Raw genomic sequence first — 21,663 nt, 5'->3', positions numbered from 1 at the left:
GGAATCCCATGCACGTCAACGGCATAGACCATCTGGAGTTGTACGTGGGGGACGCCCGGCAGGCGGCCTTCTACTTCGACACCGCGGTCGGCTTCCGGCTGCACGGTCAGGGCGGACCGGAGACCGGGCTGGCCGGGCAGCGTTCGCTGCTGCTGGCCCAGGCCGGCATCCGGCTGCTGCTGACCACCGGGCTGTCCGCGGAGCACCCGGCGGCGACCTACGTGCACCGGCACGGCGACGGGATCGCCGTGGTCGCGCTCGCGGTCGACGACGCCGCCGGGGCGTACGCGGAGCTGGTGGCCCGGGGCGCGACGGGGGTGACGCCGCCGCGCACCCACACCGGCGCGGACGCCGAGGTGGTGGTCGCCGAGGTCGGCGGCTTCGGCGACGTGCTGCACCGCCTCGTCGAGCGGCGCGGCGACCCGAGCGTGTTCCTGCCCGGCGCGATCGAGCCGGTGCCGGTCGCGGACGGCGACGCGCTGCTGGCCGAGGTGGACCACCTGGCGGTCTGCGTGCCGCCCGGGCAGCTCGACGCCACGGTCGCGCACTACGAGAAGGTGTTCGGCTTCGCCGAGATCTTCGCCGAGCACATCGAGGTCGCCGGGCAGGCGATGAACTCCAAGGTGGTGCAGAACCCGTCCGGCCAGGTCACGCTGGTGCTGCTGGAGCCGGACACCGGCGCCCGACCCGGGCAGATCGAGGACTTCCTGCGCTGGCACGCCGGGGCGGGGGTGCAGCACCTCGGGCTGCGCACCGACGACATCGTCACCACGGTCGGCGCGCTCGCCGGCCGGGGGGTGCGGTTCGCCCACACGCCCGGCGCCTACTACGACGACCTGGAGCAGCGGGTCGGTCGGCTGGACGCGCCGGTGGACCGGCTGCGCGAGCTGAGCATCCTGGTCGACTCCGACCACGACGGCCAACTCCTGCAGATCTTCACCGAGTCGATGCACGTGCGCCGCACGCTCTTCCTGGAGGTGATCGAGCGACGCGGGGCGCGCACCTTCGGCAGCGGCAACATCAAGGCCCTCTACGAGGCCAAGGAACGCGAGCTGGCCGCGGCGGGGACGACCCTCGCCGCCGCGGCCGGAGAGGGTGGAGGGGTATGACGACCATCGATCCCGGGCTGACCGCCGAGGAGGAGGCGCTGCTGCCCTCCGACGACGACGTCCGGCACTACGCCGAACACGGCTGGTACCTGTCGAAGAAGCTGCTCACCGACGACGAGGTGGACGACCTCGTCGCGGCGACCGACCGCTACTACGCGGGGGAGCGCGACCGGCGGCTGCCGACGCGCCCGCCGAAGCTCGCCTACTGGGAGCCGTCGAAGGGCGACGTGCAGCGGCACAACGACTACGTCCACCACGAGCACGACGGCATCGCCCGGATCCTGCGCAAGCCGCTGATCGGCGCGGTCGCCGCCCGGCTGGCCCGGGCCACCGAGATCCGGATCTTCCAGTCCACGCTGATCTGGAAGCCGCCGATCGCCGGGGAGCCGTCGAACATCGTGCCCTGGCACTTCGACAAGCACTACTGGGCGTCCTCGTCGTCGGAGGACATGCTCACCGCGTTCATCCCGTTCCACGACTGCGGCACGGAGATGGGCACCATCACCATGGTGGACGGCTCGCACCGGTGGCGGGAGATCGGCGCGGACGACACGGTGGTGCGGCACTTCGCCGACCGGGACCGCGACCAGCTCGAGGCGATGCTGGCGGAGAACGCGGCGTACAACCACGCCGAGATCCACAAGGTCCCCATGGTGATCCCGAAGGGGCACATGAGCTTCCACCACTGCCGCACCTACCACGGCAGCGGCGCGAACGTCAGCGGGCGGCCCCGCCGGGCCATCTCGCTGCACCTGCAGGACGGCGCGAACGCCTGGCGGGAGTATCCGCTCTCCGACGGCACCCGCGCCGCGTACAACCACGACGTGCTGGTCCGCCGCACCCACGAGGGCCGGCCGGACTACGCGGACCCCGATTACTGCCCGGTCATCTGGCGCGACCGCGCCCAGCAGGGAGGCTGACAATGTCACGGTACGACTGGGGAAAGACGCACCCGGGCATCGAGCGGCTGGAACGGGCGGTGACCGAGCGCCGCGACGTGGTGGTCAAGCACCCGCTCTACGCCAACCTGGACACGCACGAGGCGCTCGTCACGTTCATGGAGCACCACGTCTTCGCGGTCTGGGACTTCATGTCCCTGCTGAAGTCGTTGCAACGCCAGCTCACCTGCGTCACCGTGCCGTGGATCCCGACCGGCCCGACCGGCAGCCGCCGCCTCATCAACGACATCGTCATGGTCGAGGAGAGCGACGAGCTGGGCGAGGGCTACATCAGCCACTTCGAGCTGTACGTCAACGGCATGACCGAGGCCGGCGCCGACACCACCGCCGTGAACAGCCTGGTCGACCTGCTGCGCGCCGGCCGCCCGGTCACCGAGGCGCTCGGCGCGGCCGGCGTGCCGGCGGCCTCGGCCGCGTTCGCCGGCACCACCTGGCGGATCATCGAGAGCACGCCGGTGCACTGCCAGGCGGCGGCGTTCGCGTTCGGCCGGGAGGACCTCATCCCGGAGATGTTCACCCAGGTCGTCGCCGTCAACGAGCGCAGCAACCGGCTGAACACGTTCGTCGACTACCTGGAGCGGCACATCGAGGTCGACGGCGAGCAGCACACCCCGATGGCCATGCAGATGCTCGCCGACCTGTGCGGCGACGACGACACGAAGTGGCAGGAGTGCGCGGACACGGTGAACGACGCGCTGGCCGCCCGCGCCCGCCTCTGGGACGACATCCTCGCCGCGATCAAGGAGGGCCGTCCGGCGTGACCGGAGCCGACCCGGTCGCGCTCTACCGGACGGTCCGGCTGATCCGCCGCTTCGAGGAGCGCGCGATCGAGCTGGTCGACGCCGGGGAGATCGTCGGCGGCATCCACCCCTACCTGGGCCAGGAGGGCATCGCCGCCGGGGTCTGCGCGGCGCTGCGCGCCGACGACCTGGTGACCGGCACCCACCGGGGGCACGGCCACGTGCTCGCCAAGGGCGCCGACCCGGCCCGGATGCTCGCCGAGCTGTGCGGCCGGGTCACCGGGCTCAACCGGGGCCGGGGCGGGTCGATGCACGCCGCCGACTTCGGCGTCGGGGTGCTCGGCGCCAACGCCATCGTCGGGGCCGCCGGCGCGATCCTCACCGGCGCGGTGTGGGAGCGCCGGCGGCGCGGCGCCGACATCGTCGGCGCGACGTTCTTCGGCGACGGCGCGGTCAACGAGGGGATGCTGCTGGAGGCGTTCAACCTGGCCGCGCTCTGGCGGGTGCCGGTGCTGTTCGTCTGCGAGAACAACGGCTACGCCACCACCATGCCGGTCGCCGGCGCGGTCGCCGGCACCATCGCCGGGCGGGCCGCCGCGTTCGGCCTGCCGGCGACCACCGTGGACGGTCAGGACCCGGAGACGGTACGCGCGGCGAGCGCCTCCGCCGTCGCGCGGATGCGTGCCGGCGGCGGCCCGGAGCTGGTCGAGGCGCACACCTACCGCTTCGACGCCCACCACACCTTCGAACACCGGGTACGCCTCGACTACCGCCCGCCGGAGGAGGTGGCCGCCGGGCGGTCCCGGGACCCGGTGGACATCCAGGGCGCGCGGTTGGACCCGGCGGTGCGGGCCGAGGTCGACGCGACCGTCGAGGCGGTCCTGTCGGCCGCCGTCGACTTCGCGCTCGCCGGCCCGCACCCGGACCCGGCGACCGCCCTGGACCACCTGTACGCCAGCGGGCTCACCGCCCGGACCGGAGGTGGCTGATGCCCCGGCTCTCCTACCGCAGGGCGCTCACCCGCGCGCTCGCCGACGAGATGACCCGCGACGAGTCGGTCGTGGTGCTCGGCGAGGACATCCGGGTGGCCGCCGCGAACGTCACCACCGGCCTGCTGAAGAAGTTCGGCCCGGAGCGGGTCCGGGACACCCCGCTGTCCGAGCAGGCGTTCACCAGCTTCGCCACCGGGGCGGCGCTGGCCGGGGCCCGCCCGGTGGTGGAGTTCCAGATCCCGTCGCTGCTGTTCCTGGTCTTCGAGCAGATCGTCAACCACGCGCACAAGTTCCCACTGATGACCGGCGGCCAGTGCGCGGCGCCGGTCACCTACCTGGTGCCCGGCTCCGGCTCCCGCACCGGCTGGGCCGGGCAGCACTCCGACCACCCGTACGCGCTGTTCGCCCACGCCGGGGTGACCACCGTGGTGCCGGCCACCCCGGCCGACGCGTACGGGCTGCTGGTCTCCGCGATCCGCTGCGACGACCCGGTGGTGGTGTTCGCCCCGGCCGGCGCGCTGGAGCTGCGGGAGGACGTGACCGACCCGGCGCCGGTGCCGCTGGGCCGGGGCGTGGTGCGCCGGCCGGGCGACGACGTCACCGTGGTCGCGGTCGGGCACCTGGTGCACGACGCGCTCGCGGTCGCCGACGACCTGGCCGACCAGGCGTCGGTGGAGGTGTTCGACCCCCGCACGGTGTATCCGTTCGACTGGGACGGGCTGGTCGAGTCGGTGCGCCGCACCGGGCGACTCGTCGTGGTCGACGACGGCAACCGCTCGTGCGGCATCGCCGGCGAGATCATCGCGACCGTGGTGGAGCGGGTCCGGCTGGCCGCCCCGCCCCGGCGGGTCACCCGGCCCGACGGCGCGGTGCTGCCCTTCGCGCCGGCCCTGGACCGGGCCGTGCAGCCCGGTCGGGACCAGCTCACCGCCGCCATCCAACTGACCCTCAAGGACGGATGAACGATGGACCCGAACTACCGGTGGCCGCCGCTGGGCCAGGCGTGGACCGACCTGCCCGAGCCCACCCGCGCGGCGATGGTGACGGCCGGCGCCGGCGCCTGGGAGGAGATCTTCCACGGCCGGGCCACCTACAACAAGCAGTGGCGGCTGGCCCGCCCGCCGGTGCTCGCCGCGGACGCGTTCCGCGAGCTGAACGAGGTCTGCGACCGGATCGTGCAGCTCATCCTGGAGGCGTGCCAGCGGCGGGCTCGCACCGCCGGTGAGCTGCGCCGGCTGCTGGACGTGCCGGAGGGGGAGACCCGGCTGCTGGACCCGGACGAGGTGCTGCACGACGGGCTGCTCGCCGCCTACCGGCCGGACGTGCTGTTCTCCGGCGGCGTGCCGTGCATCGTGGAGTACAACATCGACAGCAGCCTCGGGGGCGGCTTCGACGCCGACACGGTGATCCAGCGGTACGCGGACCTGTACCGCGCGCACGGCCTGCTCGACCGGGCCCGGCCCGCGCCGTCCCTGCTCGACCAGCGGTTCGTCGCCATCCGGGACACCCTCGGCCTGGCCGACGGCGCACGGGTGGCGCTGCTGATGGACTTCGAGGCGGAATATCCGGGGCTGGACGATCCGGACACGTTCATCCGCATCCTGTCCCCGCTGGCGGACCAGGCCCGGCGGTTCGGCATCGACCTGGTCATCGCGCCGGTCGCCTCCGCCACGCTGGATGGGACGAACCGGCTCGTCGTCGGTGGCGCCCCGGTGGACGCGCTGTTTCGGCTCTTCGTGCCGAACCGGGTCACCCCGAGCGCGGGCCTGGACGCGGTGGCCGGCGCGCTTGCCGCCGGCACGCTGCCGATGTTCGTCAGCAGCGCGGCCTGGCTGCTCAGCAACAAGCTGAACTACGCCTGGCTCTGGGCCGACCTGGACCTGTTGCCGGAGCCCGACCGGGCGCTGATCCGCCGGTACGTGCCGCACACCGTCGCGCTCACCGCCGACCAGCTCGACCGGGCGCTGGCCGAGCAGGCCGACCTGGTGGCGAAGCCGGCCGGCGGGTCGGCCGGGCACGGGGTGCTGATCGGGCCGGAGTGCAGCGCGGTGGCCTGGGCGGACGGGGTGCGCGCCGCGATCGACGAGGGCGGTCACATCCTGCAGCGCTATCACGAGGCGGACCGGGTGGCGATGGACTTCGTGCAGATCGAGACCGGTGAGACGGTCACCGCCGAGGTCCCCTACAGCCTCGCCCCCTACCTGTTCGGCCGCACCGGCTCCGGCGCCCTGGCGAGGGTCGGCTACCCGGGTTGTGAGGGCGTCCTGAACCTGGCCAGAGGCGTCCTCATGACCGGCATCCTGCTCACCGACTGATCCCGTTCCCGGTCGGGGTGGTGAAGAAGGCGGTCAGGGGCTCGACCAGGGTCGGGGGCGCGACGGCGATGCCGTTGTGGGCGCTGCCGGGCACGCGCAGGGTGCGCGCGTGGGGCAGGGCGGCGGCCAGCATGTCGTTGGTCTCGGTGAAGAACGGCGCGGCCTTGGCGCCACTGATCAGCAGCGTCTCGGCGGTGATGCCGGCGTACTGCTCGGCCGGCCCCTCGTACGCCTCGATCTGTCGCGACTCGACGAGCGTCATCCCCACCAGCGCGCCCATCGTCCGCCCGACCTCGGTGCGCAGGAAGAGCCGGGTGATCGCCGTACGGACCGCCAGTGGCAGCCGTGACGCGGGGTTCCGCGGGTCGACGGCCGCGCCCACGACCGCCAGGGCCCGGGCGGTGTCGCCGGCCCGCACGGCCGCCTCGGCCGGGTCGAGGAACGCCGTCGGCATGCCGTGGCCGGCCAGCCGCAGCGGAGCGTCGTAGACCGCGATCCGCTCCAGCGGCAGCCGCAGCGCGGCCCGCAGCACCACGAACGCGCCGTAGCTGTGCCCGACCGCCCAGCGGGCGCCGGTGTGCGCGAGCACCGCGCCGAGGTCGTCGATCTCCTGCTCCACCGTGTACGGCTCGCGGCGCGGCGGCGCGTCGGCCCGCCCCCGTCGGTTGTAGGCGTGCACGGTGAACCGGTCGGCCAGCCGGGCGATCAACCGACGGTATTCCGTGATCGTCACCCCGCCGCCGTGCACCACGACGAGTCCCGGTCCGGTGCCCGTGCTGTGCAGGACGATCCCCGCGCCGTCCGGTGCCGTGATCCGTTGCATGAACGCTCCCTTCGACCCCACAAAACCACGAACGCCGTTTGCAGTTTACAGTGGGACGGTGAGCGGCGCATCCACGGATTCGATCTGGAGCCGGCCGGGACGCGGCACCCGCGGTCCCACCCCGATGCACAGCCGGGACGAGATCGCCGCCGCCGGGGTGACGCTCGCCGACGCCGACGGCTTGGCCGCCGTGTCCATGCGGGCGGTGGCCGGCGCGCTCGGCATGGCGGCCGGCTCCCTCTACCGGCACCTGTCGTCCCGGGACGACCTGCTGGAGCTGATGGTCGACAGATGCGTGGGCGAACTGCGGCCGTACCCGACCGAGGGCGGGAGCTGGCAGGAGCAGTTCCTCCTGCTCGCCCGCCGTCAGCTCGCGCTGCACCGGCGGCACCCGTGGCTTGTCGACGCGCTCGCCCCGCGCGCCGTTCCCGGGCCGAACACGCTCGCCTACTTCGACGCCTGCCTGCGCATCCTGCGACCGGTCCGGGCCGGGGTGGCGGCCAAGTTCGAGGCCATCGCCATGGTCACCGGCGTGGTCACGCTCTTCGCCCGCACCGCGACGGCCACCGCTCCGGTGACGTTCGACCACGTGGACATGGCCGCATACCCGCACCTGGCCGCCGCGTTCGCCGGGCCCGCGCCCACCCCGCCACCCGGGGACGACCTGTTCGACCGCACCCTGCGCGCCCTGCTCACCGGCCTCCTGACCGCCGACCGACCGTAACGTCTTCGACCGGCGCAGGGCCGCGACCGCGCCGGACGGCGCGCGGCGGCCTGGACGACGGTCGGGCGGGGCGCGTCACCGGCTGCCGTCGCCGCGGACGCGGGCGGCCAGGACGCGCAGCGTTTCGGCGGTGGCCACCGCGTCGCTGCGGGCGCTGCCGTGCCGGCCGTCGCTGCTGTACAGCGACGGGTCCGCGACCAGCGGATGGTCGGTGAGGTGCACGTGCAGCGTGCCCAGGCGCTCGGCCACCGCCCGGGTGTGCCGGGACAGCCGCCGCATCCGCTCGCCGAGGCCGGCCCGCAGCGTGTCCGGCACGGCCGGGCTGTGCGACACGTCGAACATGCCGACGGTGAGCACGTCCGCCCCGGCGGCGCGCAGCGCGGTGATCAGGGCGGTCAGTTCGGCGTCGACCGCGTCCGGGTCGTATCCGGGGCGGAACGCGTCGTTGCCGCCGCACACCACGAGCGCCAGGTCGGGCCGGAAGGCCAGCGCGTCGGCCAGTTGGGTGGCCCGGACCTCGTGTGCGCGCAGCCCGCGCCGGCCCAGGTTGAGGTATGCCAGCCCGGGCCGGAAAGCGCGCAGCTCGGTCGCGATCCGGTCGGCCCACTGGAGGTCGGAGTAGCCGTCGACCGGTTCGCACAGCCCTTCCGCGACGCTGTCCCCGAGCACCACGAACCGGTGCCACGGATGGTCGCGCAGCAGCTCACCGGCCTCGCCGGGGCGTAGGCACCAGGGATCCGTCGCCTCGGTCACCGTCGATGACATGTTCGGCAGGCTAGCCGAGCCGCCGGGTTGGGAAAAGCGGTCCGCCGCCCCGACCGGTCGTACGGTCGGGGCGGCGGAGGCCGGTGGTGTCGTGGTCTCAGAGGCTCGACCCCGGTGGCGGGTTGAACCAGCCGTGCAGCGTCACGATGACGCGGACGGTGCCGCCGCTGACGTTCACGATCCGGACGCTCCCGGTCGCGTGGTTCTGGCCGGCCCGGTCCACCTTGACCATCACCATCGTGGTCCGGGCGACCTGGCCGGCGGTGAAGTTCGACACGGACTGGCTCGTGACGGTCGGCCCGCTCTGGTCATGGGGGAAGGGGCCGACGCCGGATTCCACGGTGAGGTAACCCGAGGCGGTCGGACCGGCGACGGTCACGGCGAGGATGGCGCCGCCCATCGCCTCCGGCGAGACGCCGAGCGGATCGGCCAGGTCGATGAACAGCTCGCCCCGGGCCGCGAGCGGCTGCCCGCCGTTCGCGCCGGTGTCCACCAGGTGGACCGCCGAGGTGGGCCGCAGGTCCGCGCCCACCGTCGGGTCGGCGGTCACGTAGCCCTGCACGGAGATCGCCAGGTCGACCGCCGGCCCCTTGTTGACGACCGTGGCCCTGCCGGCGGACGAGAGCTTGACCGCGACGCCCTGCGAGGTGACCCCGCTGACGTAGTCGAGCACGCTCGTGCCGTCGGCGCCGCCCTCCGGATGGGCGCGCAGGAAGCCGGCGCCGGTCGAGCCGACCACCGCGACATCCAGGAACACGCTTGTCGCGCCGCTCGGGACGACGCCGCCGGTGAAGGTGAACGTCCGGGATCCGTTGGTCGGGATCTTGCCCACGGTCGTGCCGACACCGGTGCGGGTGTCCACCACCCGGGTGTGCGGCACGGCGACCAGCCCTCCGCCCGCCCCGGTGGTGAAGTAGCCGTGCACCTCGACGACGATGTGGACGGTGCCGGCGCGGTTGTGGACCGAGAGGCGGCCGTCCGGTCCCGGCCGCACGACCTGGGTGGTCGAGATGATCTCCCCGGTCGACGCGTTGAGGGACGACGACAGCGCCGGTCGGGTCGAGCCCTGGGGGAACACCGTCAGGAAGGTGTTGACGGTCGGGCTGACCGCGGTCACGTCGACAAGCACCGCGGACACGCCCGTCGAGGGGACCCCGCCCACGCCGATCGCGGGGAAGTCGGTGGTGCTGTCCGCGCCGCGCGGCCCGGCCGGGGCGCCGGTGCCGTTGCGGGTGTCCAGCAGGGACGCACCGGGGGAGAGCGCCACGTAGTTGGTGCTGGTGTTCGCCGCGATCCACGGGGCCAGGCCGTCCACCCGCACCTCGGTCGCGCTGCGCCGGGTGTCGGTCTCGGCGAGGCAACCGCCCTGCCAGGAGCGGTCGTGCAGGGCCACCAGTTGTGGCTCGCCGTCGCCGGTGCGCAGCAGCGGCCCGCCGGCGTCGCCCCGGCACAGGCTGGCGGCGGAGGCGCTGCCGTCGACGGTGAGGGCGTCCGCCGTGACACCGGTGACCGTGAACGCCCCGGCGTGCAACTCGTCCGGCACCCACTCGGTGGCGGTGCGGCCGAAGCCGGCGGCGAGCAGCGTCTCGCCCTGGGCGGCGGCGCCGCCGACGGCGACCGGCGGCACCCCGTCCGCCGCCTTCTCCAGTTGGGCGAGCGCGACGTTGCGGGTCGGGTGGGGGATCACGGCGGTGACGGCGAGGACGTGCCCCGCCGTGGTGCGCAGATCCGTCCGGCCGACCGTGACGGTGGTGCGCCGGGTGGGCGGGCCGGCGACGAGTTGCTGGCCGGGCTCGGTCAGACAGCTCGCGGTGGTCAGCACCCAGGTCGGCTCGACCAGCACCGCGGAGCAGGCCCGCAGGTCATTTTGGATCTTGGCGGTGAACGGGTGGCTGCCGGCGGGCACCGGGCTGACGCCGCTGACCGCCAACGCGGAGCCGCCGCCGATCGTGCTTGCCGCCACGACGACGGCGAGCACCGCCGCCATTCTGCGGGTGCGGTGATGTCGGATGAATCTCATGCTCCTCTTTCCGGTCGTTCGAGCAGGCGACGTCGCCGGCGAACCCGGCGAACCGGGAGAGAGGTCGATCAGTGGACGGCATCCGCCGCCTGTTGTGCGACAGGGTGCGACGCCGAACGCGCCGGGGCGCGTTCGGTGCCGGTGCTGTCGACTTCCCCCGTGTAGCTGCCGCGGGCACGGCCCGCGAATCCAGACAGTAGCGAAACGGCAGGCGCCGTGCTGCCCCGCCGCGTCGGCCGGGACGCCGGGTCCGGCCGGGCCGGTCAGACCGGGGTCGGGGTGACCGGCCGCGCGGCCGGACGGTCGGCCGGCGACGACCGGAAGAGCAGCAGCGGCGCCACGGTGAGCACCAGGCAGGCCACCGACATCACCAGCAGCGCCGGGGTCAGGTCGAGCAGCGCCACCGACCAGCCGCCGAGCAACGCGCCCACCGGCAGGCCGAGGAAGGCCACCGAGCCGGAGATGCCCAGCACCCGGGTCTGCAACGCCTCCGGGACCCGCTGGTAGAGCGCGGCGCCGAGCAGCGGGTTCACCGCCGCGATGCCGATGCCGGACAGGAACGTCACCACGAGCACCACCACCAGGTCGTCGCTGAGCGCCAGCGCCAGCAGCCGGGGCGCGCCGCTGAGCGCCAGCCCGAGGGCGAACGTGGCCCGGCCCGGCAGCCGCGTCCCGAGCAGCGTGAACAGCAGGTTGCCCAGCAGCGCGCCGGCCGAGAACACGCCGAGCAGCAGGCCGAACCCGGCCGGGTCGCCGAGCACCTGGCTCACCCAGAGCGGGATCCAGACCGCGACGCTGGCGTTGGCGAACATGTTGGACGCGGACACCACGACCAGCATGGTCAGCAGCGTCCGGTCGGTGCGCAGGTAGGCGAAGCCGCCGCGCAGCGCCCGCAGGTAGCGTTCCCGGGGCGCCGGCTGCGCGGGCGCGGGCGGGCGGACCAGCGCCCCGATCAGCAGCGCGCAGACCGCGAACGTGGCGGCGTCGATCCAGATCGCCCGGGTCAGCCCCACCCAGTCGATGAGCAGCCCGCCCAGCACCGCGCCGAACAAGGTCATGCCCCGGGCCAGCCCGTCGTAGGCGGAGGTGAGGCGGATCAGCGGCACGCCGGCCCGTTCGGCGGCCGGCTTGAACAGCACGTGCTTGACCCGGTCACCGATGCCGCGCAACCCACCGGCGACGGCCACCAGCACCAGCAGCGTGCCGAACCCGAGCCACGGCGCGAGCGCCACCACCGCCATCGCGGCGGCGCTCGCCGCGTCCACGAAGACCGACGTGCGGCGTACGCCGAACCGGTCCGCCCACGGCGTGGCCAACGCGCTGGAGAGCATGTACGGCAGTGTCTCCGCGGCGGCGACCAGGCCCATCCGGGTCGGGCTGCCGGTGGTCTCCAGCACCAGCCAGGGGATGGCGACCACCGAGATCCGGGTGCCGAGGTTGGACAGCAGGTCGGCGCCGACCAGGGTGTACAACTCCCGGCGGGGGTTCATGTCGGGCTGCCGATCGGGTGCGTGGCGGCGTACCTCTCCCGCAGCGCCAGCTTGTCGACCTTCGCGGACCGGTTCAGCGGCAGCGCGTCGACGAACTCCACCGCGCCCGGCGCCCAGGTCTCGCTCAGCTCCCGGGTCACCAGCGCGATCAGGTCGTCGCCGGTGACCGACGCGCCCGGCGCCGGCACCACGTACGCGAACGGGAGTTCCCCGGCCACCGGGTCCGGCACCCCGATCACCGCGGCGGCGCGGACCTCGGGGTGGCCGGCGAGCACGTCCTCGATCGGCCGGGAGTAGATCGGCCAGCTTCGCTGCCGGGTGAGGATCCGGTCCTGTAACCGGTCGACCAGGTAGAGGTAGCCGTCGTCGTCGAGGTGGCCGATGTCGCGGGTGCGGACCCAGCCGTCGACGAGCGTCTCGGCGGTCAGCTCCGGCTGGCCGTGGTAGCCGGCGAAGCTCAACTTCGTCCGGGCCCACACCTCGCCGTCGACGCCGGCCGGCAGCACCCGGCCGTCGGCGTCGCGGATCTCCACCGCGACGTCCCCGTACGGCCGGCCGCAGGAGCGCAGCCGCTCCGGGTGCTCCGGGTCCTCGGTGAGGCCGGGCTGGGCGCAGATGACCACGGCCTCGCTGAGCCCGTAGACGATGCGCAGGCACGGACCGAACCGGTGGATCGCCTGGCGCAGCCGGGCCGGCGCGGCGGGACCGGCCCCGACGTTGAACATGAACATCGCGGAGAAGTCGGCGCCCGGCAGGTCGGGGTGGTCCAGCACCTCGTAGAGCATCGGCGGGGTGACGAACGTGGAGGTGATCCGCTCGGCGTCCACGGTGGCGACGAACGCCGCCGGGTCCCACCGTTCGCGCAGGAACAGCACCCCGCCGCTGAACAGGTTGACGAGCGTGGTGATCTGGCCGCTGGCCAGCCACATCGGTGAGTGCGACAGGTGCCGCAGCAGCGGGAACCCGGCGGCCCGGAAGTCGGCCGCGAGCGCGAGCACCTGGCGGTAGAAGCTCTCCCGGTGGTGCACCAGCTTGGGTGTGCCGGTGGTGCCGCTGGTCTGCAGGAACGACTCCGGCGCGGGCACCGGGGCCGGCAGGTCTCCGCCGTCCTCACCGGCCGCGGTCAGGTCCGGCCCGGCGCCGCCGGGGCCGAGGCAGAGCACCGGTACGCCGGTCAGCCCGGCCGCGAGCCGCCCGGCCACCGGGTCGCGCGGGTCGTGCACGAACACCTCCGGCGCGGCGAGCGCGACGAACTCGTCGACCTCCCGCCGGGAGGTGACCGGGGCGACCCACATGCTCCGGCAGCCCAGCAGGTGCAGCGCCAGGTGCAGCAGCGGACCCTCGACCGTGTTGCCGAGCATCACCAGCACCGCCGCCCCGGGGCGTACGCCGTGCCGGCGCAGCGCCGCGGCCAGGCTCCGCACCTCGGCGGCGACCTGCCGGTAGGTGAGCCGGCGATCGTCGCCGACGAGCGCCTCCCGGTCGCCGAATCCGGCGAACAGCTCCAGCGCCTCGTGCACGTAGTTCGGCCGATCGGTCATCGGGCAGCCCCCATCGTGGTCCGCGAGCGGCGTCCGGCCAGGTCAGGGGCCGGGAAGGGACGGCGGGTGCCGGAGTCGGCGACCGCACCGCCGCCAGGTCCGAGCCTAGGCAGGTGCGATCCACCGGGGACAGAGCCGAACGTCGGTGCCGAGCATCCCGCGGGCATTTGATCATGTCGATGAGGTTGATTGACGCTCGTCACCGGCGGCGGCTAGTTTCCGGTCCATCGCCCGGGCCGGTGACGCCGACCGCGTCACGCCCGGGGCTGCCGACCATGGAGGATCGATGCCGACCCCGAAGAGATGGCACGTCATAGCTTCCGCCGCCACGCTGCTGCTCGCCGGCACCCCGGCGGTCACCGCGAGCGCCGGCCCCGCCGACACCGACCACGCCCGGCACGGGCGCACGGAGTGGGCGGGAAGCTGGGCCGCGGCGGTGACCCGTGGGAACACCGTGGGCCTGACCAACACCGGCCTCAACGACCAGAGCATCCGGATGACGGTGCAGACCACGGTGGGCGGTCCGCGCCTGCGGGTCCGGCTCACCAACCTCTACGGCGAGCAGGCCGTCACGGTCGGTCACGCCACGATCGCCCGACCGAACACCGCCACCGCCGACGACCGCTCCGACGTCGACCCGGCCAGCGTCCGCGAGCTGACGTTCGCAGGCGGCGCGTCGGCGACCATCAACAAGGGCGCCGAGCTGCTCAGCGACCCGCTGTCCTATCCGGTGGGCGAGCAGGAGGACCTGGTGGTCACCCTGTACTTCCCGGTGCTCACCGGCCCGGTCACGTTCCACGGCCAGTCCCGGGTCACCAACTTCATCGGGGCGACCGACCTGACCACCGCGGCCGGCGGCGCCGGCTTCACCATCAGGCCCGACTGCTGCTGGATGTTCCTCTCCGGCATCGACGTGGAGCGCCGCGCCGCGCCGGGCTCGGTGGTGGTGCTCGGCGACTCCATCGGCGACGGCAACGGCAGCACGGTCAACACCGACCGGCGGTGGCCGGACCTGCTCGCCAAGCGGCTCGTCGACGCCCGCCCGGAGGTCCGCACGCCGGGCGTGCTCAACCTGAGCCTGGCCGGCAACCGGCTCAACCACGAGGGCACGGAGCCCGGCGCGGGGGGCTTCCCCGGCTACTACGAGCTGGGCCCGAACGCGCTGGCCCGGCTCAACGAGGACGTGTTCCCGCAGACCGGCGTCCGGACCGTCATCACCCACCTGGGCATCAACGACATCTGGATGAGCGGCGACAGCAGCGAGGCGATCATCGCGTCGCTGCGGCAGCTCAACCGGCAGGTGCAGGCGCGCGGGCTGACCAGCCTGGTCGGCACGATCACCCCGTACGAGGGCAACGGCGGGCCGGGGGTGTGGACCGAGGAGAAGGACGCCACCCGCAACGCGGTGAACACGTGGCTGCGCGGTCCCGGCCGGGCCGAGTTCGACGGCGTGCTCGACTTCGACGCCGTGCTGCGCGACCCGGCGCAGCCGAGCCGGCTGCTGCCGGCGTACGACGCCGGGGACCACATCCACCCGAACGACGCGGGCGCGCAGGCGATGGCGAACGCCGTCCCGCTGCGGCTGCTCGGGCTGTGACACCGGGCGGGGGCGGCGGCGCACGGCGGCCGCCCCCGCCGTCTTTTCCTGGGGAGGAAGCGCCGTGGACGTCAGCGAGATCCTGACCGGCCTGTACAGCGAGCAGGGCCGGCAGAACCCGTATCCCTTCTACGCGGCCCTGCACGCGCACGGGCCGATGAACGCCGTTCCCACCCGCGCCGAGCACAGCACCGTCACCGCCGTCGCCGGCGGTTACGACGTGGTGGACCGGATCCTGCGTGATCCCGGGTGGTACAAGGGTTTTCCGCCGGGCTGGCAGGAGCAGGAGATCCTGCGGACGTTCCTCACCTCGATGATGTTCGTCAACCCGCCGGACCACACCCGGATGCGCGCGGTGTTCGCGAAGACGTTCACCCCACGCCGGCTCGGCGCGCTGGAGCCGGTGATCGAGCGGATCGTCGACCAACGCCTGGACGCGATGGCCGAGGCCGGCGCGGGCGGCGCCGAGGTGGACTTCGTGGCCGACTTCGCGTACCCGGTCCCGGCCCTGGTGATGGCCGAGTTCATCGGTCTGCCCGCGGCGGACCTGGCCTGGTACCGGCAGCGGGTCGACTGGATCGACGAGTACATGGACGTCTCCGGCAAGACGCCGGAGCGGCTGGCCCGGGCCAACCAGGCCGCCGACGAACTGCGGGCCTACTACCGCGACCTGATCGCCCACCGGCGCCGCTCGCCCGGCGCCGACCTGATCAGCGGGCTGGTCGAGGTGCTCGACGCCGGTGGTGTCGACCTCACCGAGGACGAGCTGGTCAGCAACCTGATCGTGCTGTTCAACGCCAGCTTCGTCACCACCGTCTACATGTTCAGCAACGGCCTGCCGCTGCTCCTCGACCACCCGGAGGTGACCGCCGCGCTGCCGGGCGACGACGCGCTGGCCCGGGGCTGCGTGGACGAGGTGCTGCGGATGGAGAGTCCGGTGCACTTCCTGGCCCGCTCCGCGCCGGCCGACACCGAGCTGGACGGCGTCCCGGTGGGCCGGGACGAGAACGTGCTGCTGCTGATCGCCGCCGCCAACCGGGACCCGGCCCGGTTCCCCGACCCGGACCGCTTCGACCCGCGGCGCGACGGGCCGCCGTCGCTGGCCTTCGGCGTCGGGCTGCACTTCTGCCTCGGCTCGGCGGTGTCGAAACTGGAGGGACGGCTCGCGCTGCCCCGGCTGTTCGCCCGGTTCCCCCGGCTCGCGATCACCCAGCCGTACACCTACAGCGGTAGCCTCTTCCTGCGCGGCATCGACAAGCTCTTCGTCACCACCGGGGAGGCCGGATGACGCTCGATCCGCAGGTCGTCGCGTGGCGGGCCGCGCGCGCGGCGGCCGGCGTCACGCCGCTCTACGCCCAGACCCTGACCGAGGCCCGCGCCGCCGACCTCGCCGCGATCCGCGCCGGCGCCGGCGCGGTCGAGCCGGTCGAGGAGGTACGCGACACGACGGTGCCCGGCCCGGCCGGGCCGCTGCCGGTGCGGATCCACCGGCCGGCCGGCGACGGCCCGCTGCCCACGCTCGTCTACCTCTTCGGCGGTGGCTGGACCCTCGGCAGCGTGGACACCGCCGACGGGATCTGCCGCCGGCTGGTCAACCTGACCGGCTGCCAGACCGTGACGGTCGGCTACCGGCTCGCCCCCGAGCATCCGTTCCCGGCGGCGGTGGAGGACTGTCAGGCGGCGCTGCGCCACCTGGTCGCCAACGCCGCCGAGTTCCGGGTCGACCCGCGGCGGCTGGCGGTGGGCGGGGACAGCGCCGGCGGCAACCTGGCCGCCGCGGTGACGCTGCTGGCCCGCGCCGACGGTGGCCCCGCGCTCGCCGCCCAGGTGCTCGTCTACCCGAACACCGACCAGCGTCCCGGGTCGCGCCCGGCCGGCGACGAGGACCCGTTGCTGTTCAACCGGCACTCGGTGGCGTGGTACCGCGGTCACTACCTGGCCGACCCGGGCGACGCGGCGCACCCGCTGGCCTCGCCGCTGCTCGCCGACGACCTGTCCGGCCTGCCGCCGGCGCTCGTGGTCACCGCCGGGCACGACCCGCTGCACGCCGAGGGCCGGCGGTACGCCGAGCGTCTGGGGGAGGCGGGCGTGCCCACCGAGACGGTCGACTACCCGGGCATGGTGCACGGCTTCTTCGCCATGCCCGGCGTGTTCGACGCCGGCCGCGACGCCCAGGAGCGGGTCGCGGCGTTCCTGCGCCGACACTTCGGCCTCGACCCGGCGACAACTCGGGCGACCGTCGGGACCGAGAATGGCTGAATCTGGGACGGGCTTCGTGCCGCCGGCCTGCCTGGACGACTTCGCGGCGCTGGCCCGGGCGGTGCTCCCCGACGACGTGTGGGACTACGTCGACGGCGGCAGCGGCACGGAGACCGCGCTCGCCGCCAACCGGGCCGCGCTGGACCGGGTGGCGGTGCTGCCCCGGATGCTGGCCGGCGTCGACGAGCCGTCCACCTCCGCGTCGCTGCCCGGCGGCCGGTACGCGCTGCCGGTGGCGGTCGCGCCGATGGCGTACCAGCGGTTGCTGCACCCCGACGGCGAGCCGGCGCTCGCCGCGGCGGCCGGCGCGGCCGGCGTGCCCTACGCGGCCAGCACGCTGTCCAGCACGCCGATCGAGGAGATCGCCGCGGCCGGTGCGACGGTGTGGTTCCAGCTCTACTGGTTGCGGGACCGGGCGTTGGTGGCCGACCTGCTCGACCGGGCGCTGGCCGCCGGCTGCGCCGCGGTGGTCGTCACCGTGGACGTGCCGGTGCTCGGCCGGCGACTGCGTGACGCGCGCAACGGGTTCGCGTTGCCGCCGCACGTCACCGCCGCGAACCTGCCCGGCGGCCGGGACGACCTGGCCCACCAGGGCACACCCGGCGTCTCGGCCGTGGCGGCGCACACCGGCGCGGTCTTCGCCCCGGCGCTGAGCTGGGCGGACCTGGCCTGGCTGCGGGAGCGTACCCCGGTGCCGCTGCTGGTCAAGGGCATCCTGGACGCGCGCGACGCGGTCCGCGCGGCGGACGCCGGCGTGGACGCGGTGGTGGTCTCCAACCACGGCGGCCGGCAGCTCGACGCCGCCCCGGCCAGCGCGAGCGTGCTGCCGGACGTGGTCGAGGCGGTGGGGGAGCGGTGCGCGGTGCTGCTGGACAGCGGCGTCCGCGGCGGCGTCGACGTGCTGCGCGCGCTGGCCCTGGGCGCGTCCGGGGTGCTTGTCGGCCGGCCGCTGCTCTGGGCCCTCGCGGCCGGCGGCCGGGCCGGCGCCGAGGCCGCCCTGGCGTTGCTCGCGGCCGAGTTGCGCGACGCCCTCATCCTCAGCGGCTGCCCCGACCCGGCGTCGGCCCGGCGGCTGCGCACCCGGATCGGAGGCTGACGTGGAACCGGTGGACCTGGCCGTCGAGGCGCTGCACGGCAGCGTCGGTGACCCGGCGTTGAACTCGATGAACTTCCTCAACGAGGTGGCGCAGCACTACCCGGACGCGGTGTCGCTGGCCGCCGGCCGGCCGTACGAGGAGTTCTTCGACTCGACGCTGCTGCACGCGCACCTGGACCGGTTCCGCCGGCACCTCGCCGACGATCTCGGGCTCACCCCGGCGCAGGTCGACCGGACGCTGTTGCAGTACGGCCGGACCAAGGGGATCGTGCACCACCTGATCGCCCGCAACCTGGCCGTGGACGAGGGGGTCACCGTCGACCCGGAGTCGATCGTGGTGACCGTCGGCTGCCAGGAGGCCATGTTCCTGGTCCTGCGCGCGTTGCGGGCCGGCCCGGCGGACGTGTTGTTCGCGGTGGCGCCGACGTACGTCGGGCTGACCGGCGCGGCCCGCCTGGTCGACCTGCCGGTGCGGCCGGTGGCCGGCGGCCCGGCCGGCGTCGACCTGGCCGACCTGCGCGCCGGGGTGCGCCGGGCCCGTGCCGAGGGGCTCCGACCGCGGGCCTGCTACGTGATGCCGGACTTCGCCAACCCGTCCGGGGTCAGCATGGACACCGCGCACCGGCGTCGGCTGCTCGACCTGGCCGCCGAGGAGGAGCTGCTGCTGATCGAGGACAACCCGTACGGCCTCTTCCCGGCCGCCGGGACGGACCGTCGCCGCACGCTCAAGGCGCTGGACACCGCCCGTCGGGTGGTCTACCTCGGCTCGTTCGCCAAGACCGTGCTGCCCGGCGCCCGGGTCGGCTACGTCGTGGCCGACCAGCGGGTGGGTGGCGCGGACGGCGCGGTCGGCCCGCTCGCCGACCAGCTCGCGAAGATCAAGAGCATGGTCACCGTGAACACCTCGCCGATCAGCCAGGCGGTGATCGGCGGCGCGCTGCTGGCGCACGACTGCTCGCTGGTGGCCGCGAACGTCCGGGAACGGGCCGCGTACGCCCGCAACCTGTCCCACCTGGTCGACGGCCTGGCCCGGCGTTTCCCGGCCGGCGGCCCGGTGCGCTGGACGGTGCCGGCCGGCGGATTCTTCGTGGTGGTCACCGTGCCGTTCGCGGTCGACGACGCGCTGCTGCACCGCTCGGCCCGGGAGTACGGCGTGCTCTGGACGCCGATGGCGCACTTCTACGACGCCGGCACGCCGGTGCGCGCGCTGCGGCTGTCGGTGAGCGCGGTCACCCCGGCGCAGATCGACCTGGGCCTGGACCGGCTCGCCGCGCTCGTCGCCGACACCACGGCCGCGGTGGTCGCGCCGGCCTGACGCCGCACCGTCGTCGGGCCGGCACCTCACGTGTTCCCGCGCGTCGGCTATCCGTTGATAATGGACGGATGGTTGCCTGGGAGTACGCGTTGTTGGTCCGCCGCTATCAGGGGCAGGGCCGGAATTTCCACGTCTCGTTCGTCTGGTACGGCCCGGACGGGTCCCGTACCGACGTCACCGCGTACGGCGACACCGCGGTCGCGCACCTCAACCGGGTCGGCCGGGAGGGCTGGGAGCTGGTCACCGCCGCCGAGGACGTGAACAACGTGCAGGGCAGCACCGAGGTGCACCGCTACCACCTCAAGCGTCCGCTGCGCTGAGGTTGCGCGCCCCTGTCGTCGTGCGGCAGGGGCGCGCACCGGCTCAGGTCAGGTCGACCTCGGGATAGAGCGGGAACGGGGTGAGCAGGTCGGCGGCCTGCTTGCCGACCGACTCGGCGGTCGCCGGGTCCAGCACGTACTTCGCCTTCGACGGGGCGCCGTCCGGGCCGGTGCCGGCGGTGGTCTGGGTGAGCACGGTGTGGATCAGCTCGGCGGTGGCGTCCATCTCGGTGGCGCCGAGGCCGCGGGTGGTCAGCGCGGGCGTGCCGATCCGGATGCCGGAGGTGTACCACGCGCCGTTCGGGTCCTGCGGCACCGCGTTGCGGTTGGTCACGATGCCGGAGTCGAGCAGCGCCTGCTCGGCCTGGCGGCCGGTCAGGCCGTATCCGGAGACGTCGATGAGCACCAGGTGGTTGTCGGTGCCGCCGGTGACGAGCGTCGCGCCCCGGCGCAGCAGCCCGTCGGCGAGCGCCTGCGCGTTGTCGACGATCCGCCGGGCGTAGTCGGCGAAGTCGGGGCGACGCGCCTCGGCCAGCGCCACCGCCTTCGCGGCCATCACGTGCGGCAACGGGCCGCCGAGCACCATCGGGCAGCCCCGGTCGACCTGGTCGGCCAGCTCCGGGCCGCAGAGCACCAGGCCGCCGCGCGGGCCGCGCAGCGACTTGTGCGTGGTGGTGGTGACGATGTGCGCGTGCGGCACCGGGTCGAAGTCGCCGGTGAAGACCTTGCCGGCGACCAGGCCGGCGAAGTGCGCCATGTCGACCATGAAGGTGGCGCCGACCGAGTCGGCGATCTCCCGCATGATCCGGAAGTTGACCTTCCGGGGGTACGCCGAGTAGCCGGCCACCAGGATCAGCGGCCTGAACTCGCGCGCCGCCTCGGCCACCCGGTCGTAGTCGATCAGGCCGGTGGTCGGGTCGGTGCCGTAGCTGCGCTGGTCGAACATCTTGCCGGAGATGTTCGGCCGGAAGCCGTGGGTGAGGTGGCCCCCGGCGTCGAGCGACATGCCGAGCATCCGCTGGTTGCCCAGCTCCCGGCGCAGCGCGAACCAGTCCGCCTCGGTGAGGTCGTTGACCTGGCGCACCTGCGCCTTCTTCAGCGCGGGGGACTCGACCCGGTCGGCCAGGATCGCCCAGAAGGCGACCAGGTTGGCGTCGATGCCGGAGTGCGGCTGCGCGTACGCGTGGGCGGCCCCGAACAGCTCCTTGGCGTGCTCGGCGGCGAGGGACTCGACCGTGTCCACGTTCTGGCAGCCGGCGTAGAAGCGACGCCCGACCGTGCCCTCGGCGTACTTGTCGCTGAACCAGTTGCCCATGGCCAGCAGCGTCGCGGGGGAGGCGTAGTTCTCACTGGCGATCAACTTCAGCGACTCGCGCTGGTCGGCCAGCTCCGCGGAGATGGCGTCCGCCACCCGCGGCTCCACGGCGCGGATCACCTCCAGCGCGCTGCGGAAGGCGGTGGATTCGGCGTTGTGCGACATGCGACCTCCTGGTGACGTGCGGAAGGCCCAGGCGCTCGGCATGCGTCCTCGTGACGAGGCCGCTCCCCGATGGTGCTCCATCTCCACGCGCCAGTCACGGCCCGTGGGAGATCCTAGC

At 73.9% G+C, this 21,663-nt stretch carries 19 protein-coding genes and 1 riboswitch; of the genes, 13 read left to right on the top strand and 6 right to left on the bottom strand.

From position 1 onward, the window contains the following. The first annotated feature begins 8 nt into the window (after positions 1-8). Genes hppD through O7619_RS19940 form a run of 6 tightly spaced genes read left to right on the top strand, consistent with a single transcriptional unit; the run spans position 9 to position 6,115 of the window. Entirely contained in the window at positions 9-1,109 is a 1,101-nt protein-coding gene (gene hppD / locus O7619_RS19965; RefSeq protein ID WP_282282647.1) for a 4-hydroxyphenylpyruvate dioxygenase, read from the top strand. Then, positions 1,106-2,029, top strand: coding sequence for a phytanoyl-CoA dioxygenase family protein (locus O7619_RS19960; RefSeq protein ID WP_282282645.1), 924 nt, complete (start codon positions 1,106-1,108; stop codon positions 2,027-2,029). Before hppD ends, O7619_RS19960 begins: the two co-directional genes overlap by 4 nt. A gap of 2 nt (positions 2,030-2,031) precedes the next feature. Further along, a complete protein-coding gene (locus tag O7619_RS19955; protein WP_282282643.1) occupies positions 2,032-2,829 on the top strand; it encodes a DUF3050 domain-containing protein in 798 nt (265 codons plus the stop codon). Continuing rightward, positions 2,826-3,797 (top strand): thiamine pyrophosphate-dependent dehydrogenase E1 component subunit alpha, encoded by a 972-nt coding sequence (locus tag O7619_RS19950; protein ID WP_282282641.1) that lies wholly within the window; start codon positions 2,826-2,828, stop codon positions 3,795-3,797. The genes O7619_RS19955 and O7619_RS19950 overlap by 4 nt, the downstream gene beginning before the upstream one ends. Continuing rightward, positions 3,797-4,762 (top strand): transketolase C-terminal domain-containing protein, encoded by a 966-nt coding sequence (locus O7619_RS19945; protein WP_282282639.1) that lies wholly within the window; start codon positions 3,797-3,799, stop codon positions 4,760-4,762. Before O7619_RS19950 ends, O7619_RS19945 begins: the two co-directional genes overlap by 1 nt. A gap of 3 nt (positions 4,763-4,765) precedes the next feature. Further along, positions 4,766-6,115, top strand: coding sequence for a hypothetical protein (locus O7619_RS19940; RefSeq protein WP_282282637.1), 1,350 nt, complete (start codon positions 4,766-4,768; stop codon positions 6,113-6,115). Here the strand turns inward: O7619_RS19940 and O7619_RS19935 are convergent. Continuing rightward, positions 6,105-6,938: an alpha/beta fold hydrolase gene (locus O7619_RS19935; protein ID WP_282282636.1), complete on the bottom strand. Its 834-nt coding sequence runs from the start codon at positions 6,936-6,938 to the stop codon at positions 6,105-6,107. The genes O7619_RS19940 and O7619_RS19935 overlap by 11 nt on opposite strands. 58 nt (positions 6,939-6,996) lie before the next feature. On the opposite strand from O7619_RS19935, the gene O7619_RS19930 reads away from it, so the two are divergent. Further along, a complete protein-coding gene (locus O7619_RS19930) occupies positions 6,997-7,662 on the top strand; it encodes a TetR/AcrR family transcriptional regulator (RefSeq protein WP_282282635.1) in 666 nt (221 codons plus the stop codon). 75 nt (positions 7,663-7,737) lie between these two features. On the opposite strand, the gene O7619_RS19925 is transcribed toward O7619_RS19930, so the two are convergent. The 4 genes from O7619_RS19925 to O7619_RS19910 all read right to left on the bottom strand — a co-directional run bounded on the left by O7619_RS19925 (position 7,738) and on the right by O7619_RS19910 (position 13,478). Then, entirely contained in the window at positions 7,738-8,427 is a 690-nt protein-coding gene (locus tag O7619_RS19925) for an SGNH/GDSL hydrolase family protein (protein WP_282282634.1), read from the bottom strand. 97 nt (positions 8,428-8,524) lie between these two features. Next, a complete protein-coding gene (locus O7619_RS19920) occupies positions 8,525-10,405 on the bottom strand; it encodes a trypsin-like serine protease (protein ID WP_282282633.1) in 1,881 nt (626 codons plus the stop codon). A gap of 305 nt (positions 10,406-10,710) precedes the next feature. Next, positions 10,711-11,937, bottom strand: coding sequence for an MFS transporter (locus tag O7619_RS19915; protein WP_282282631.1), 1,227 nt, complete (start codon positions 11,935-11,937; stop codon positions 10,711-10,713). Next, entirely contained in the window at positions 11,934-13,478 is a 1,545-nt protein-coding gene (locus O7619_RS19910; protein ID WP_282282629.1) for an AMP-binding protein, read from the bottom strand. Before O7619_RS19910 ends, O7619_RS19915 begins: the two co-directional genes overlap by 4 nt. A gap of 313 nt (positions 13,479-13,791) precedes the next feature. On the opposite strand from O7619_RS19910, the gene O7619_RS19905 reads away from it, so the two are divergent. From O7619_RS19905 to O7619_RS19880, 6 genes are all read left to right on the top strand, one after another. Continuing rightward, a complete protein-coding gene (locus tag O7619_RS19905) occupies positions 13,792-15,075 on the top strand; it encodes an SGNH/GDSL hydrolase family protein (RefSeq protein WP_282288883.1) in 1,284 nt (427 codons plus the stop codon). A gap of 64 nt (positions 15,076-15,139) precedes the next feature. Beyond that, positions 15,140-16,363: a cytochrome P450 gene (locus tag O7619_RS19900; protein WP_282282627.1), complete on the top strand. Its 1,224-nt coding sequence runs from the start codon at positions 15,140-15,142 to the stop codon at positions 16,361-16,363. Next, positions 16,360-17,334, top strand: a complete 975-nt coding sequence (locus O7619_RS19895) for an alpha/beta hydrolase (protein ID WP_282282626.1) — start codon at positions 16,360-16,362, stop codon at positions 17,332-17,334. Before O7619_RS19900 ends, O7619_RS19895 begins: the two co-directional genes overlap by 4 nt. Further along, positions 17,327-18,430 carry an alpha-hydroxy acid oxidase gene (locus tag O7619_RS19890; protein ID WP_282282624.1) on the top strand — a complete coding sequence of 368 codons (1,104 nt, stop codon included), beginning with the start codon at positions 17,327-17,329 and terminating at the stop codon, positions 18,428-18,430. Before O7619_RS19895 ends, O7619_RS19890 begins: the two co-directional genes overlap by 8 nt. Position 18,431: 1 nt before the next feature. Continuing rightward, positions 18,432-19,745, top strand: coding sequence for a PLP-dependent aminotransferase family protein (locus tag O7619_RS19885; RefSeq protein WP_282282623.1), 1,314 nt, complete (start codon positions 18,432-18,434; stop codon positions 19,743-19,745). Between the two features lie 68 nt (positions 19,746-19,813). Beyond that, complete coding sequence (locus O7619_RS19880) at positions 19,814-20,065, top strand: hypothetical protein (RefSeq protein ID WP_107160278.1); 252 nt, start codon at positions 19,814-19,816, stop codon at positions 20,063-20,065. Between the two features lie 43 nt (positions 20,066-20,108). On the opposite strand, the gene O7619_RS19875 is transcribed toward O7619_RS19880, so the two are convergent. Beyond that, positions 20,109-21,545, bottom strand: a complete 1,437-nt coding sequence (locus O7619_RS19875; RefSeq protein WP_282282605.1) for a glycine hydroxymethyltransferase — start codon at positions 21,543-21,545, stop codon at positions 20,109-20,111. A gap of 18 nt (positions 21,546-21,563) precedes the next feature. After that, a riboswitch (ZMP/ZTP riboswitch) is annotated at positions 21,564-21,653 on the bottom strand. Between the last annotated feature and the right edge of the window lie 10 nt (positions 21,654-21,663).

The organism is Micromonospora sp. WMMD998 (assembly GCF_029581235.1).
GTDB lineage: Bacteria > Actinomycetota > Actinomycetes > Mycobacteriales > Micromonosporaceae > Micromonospora.
Note: the sequence above shows the minus strand (reverse complement) of the source record. Positions and strands in the feature narration are given on the sequence as shown.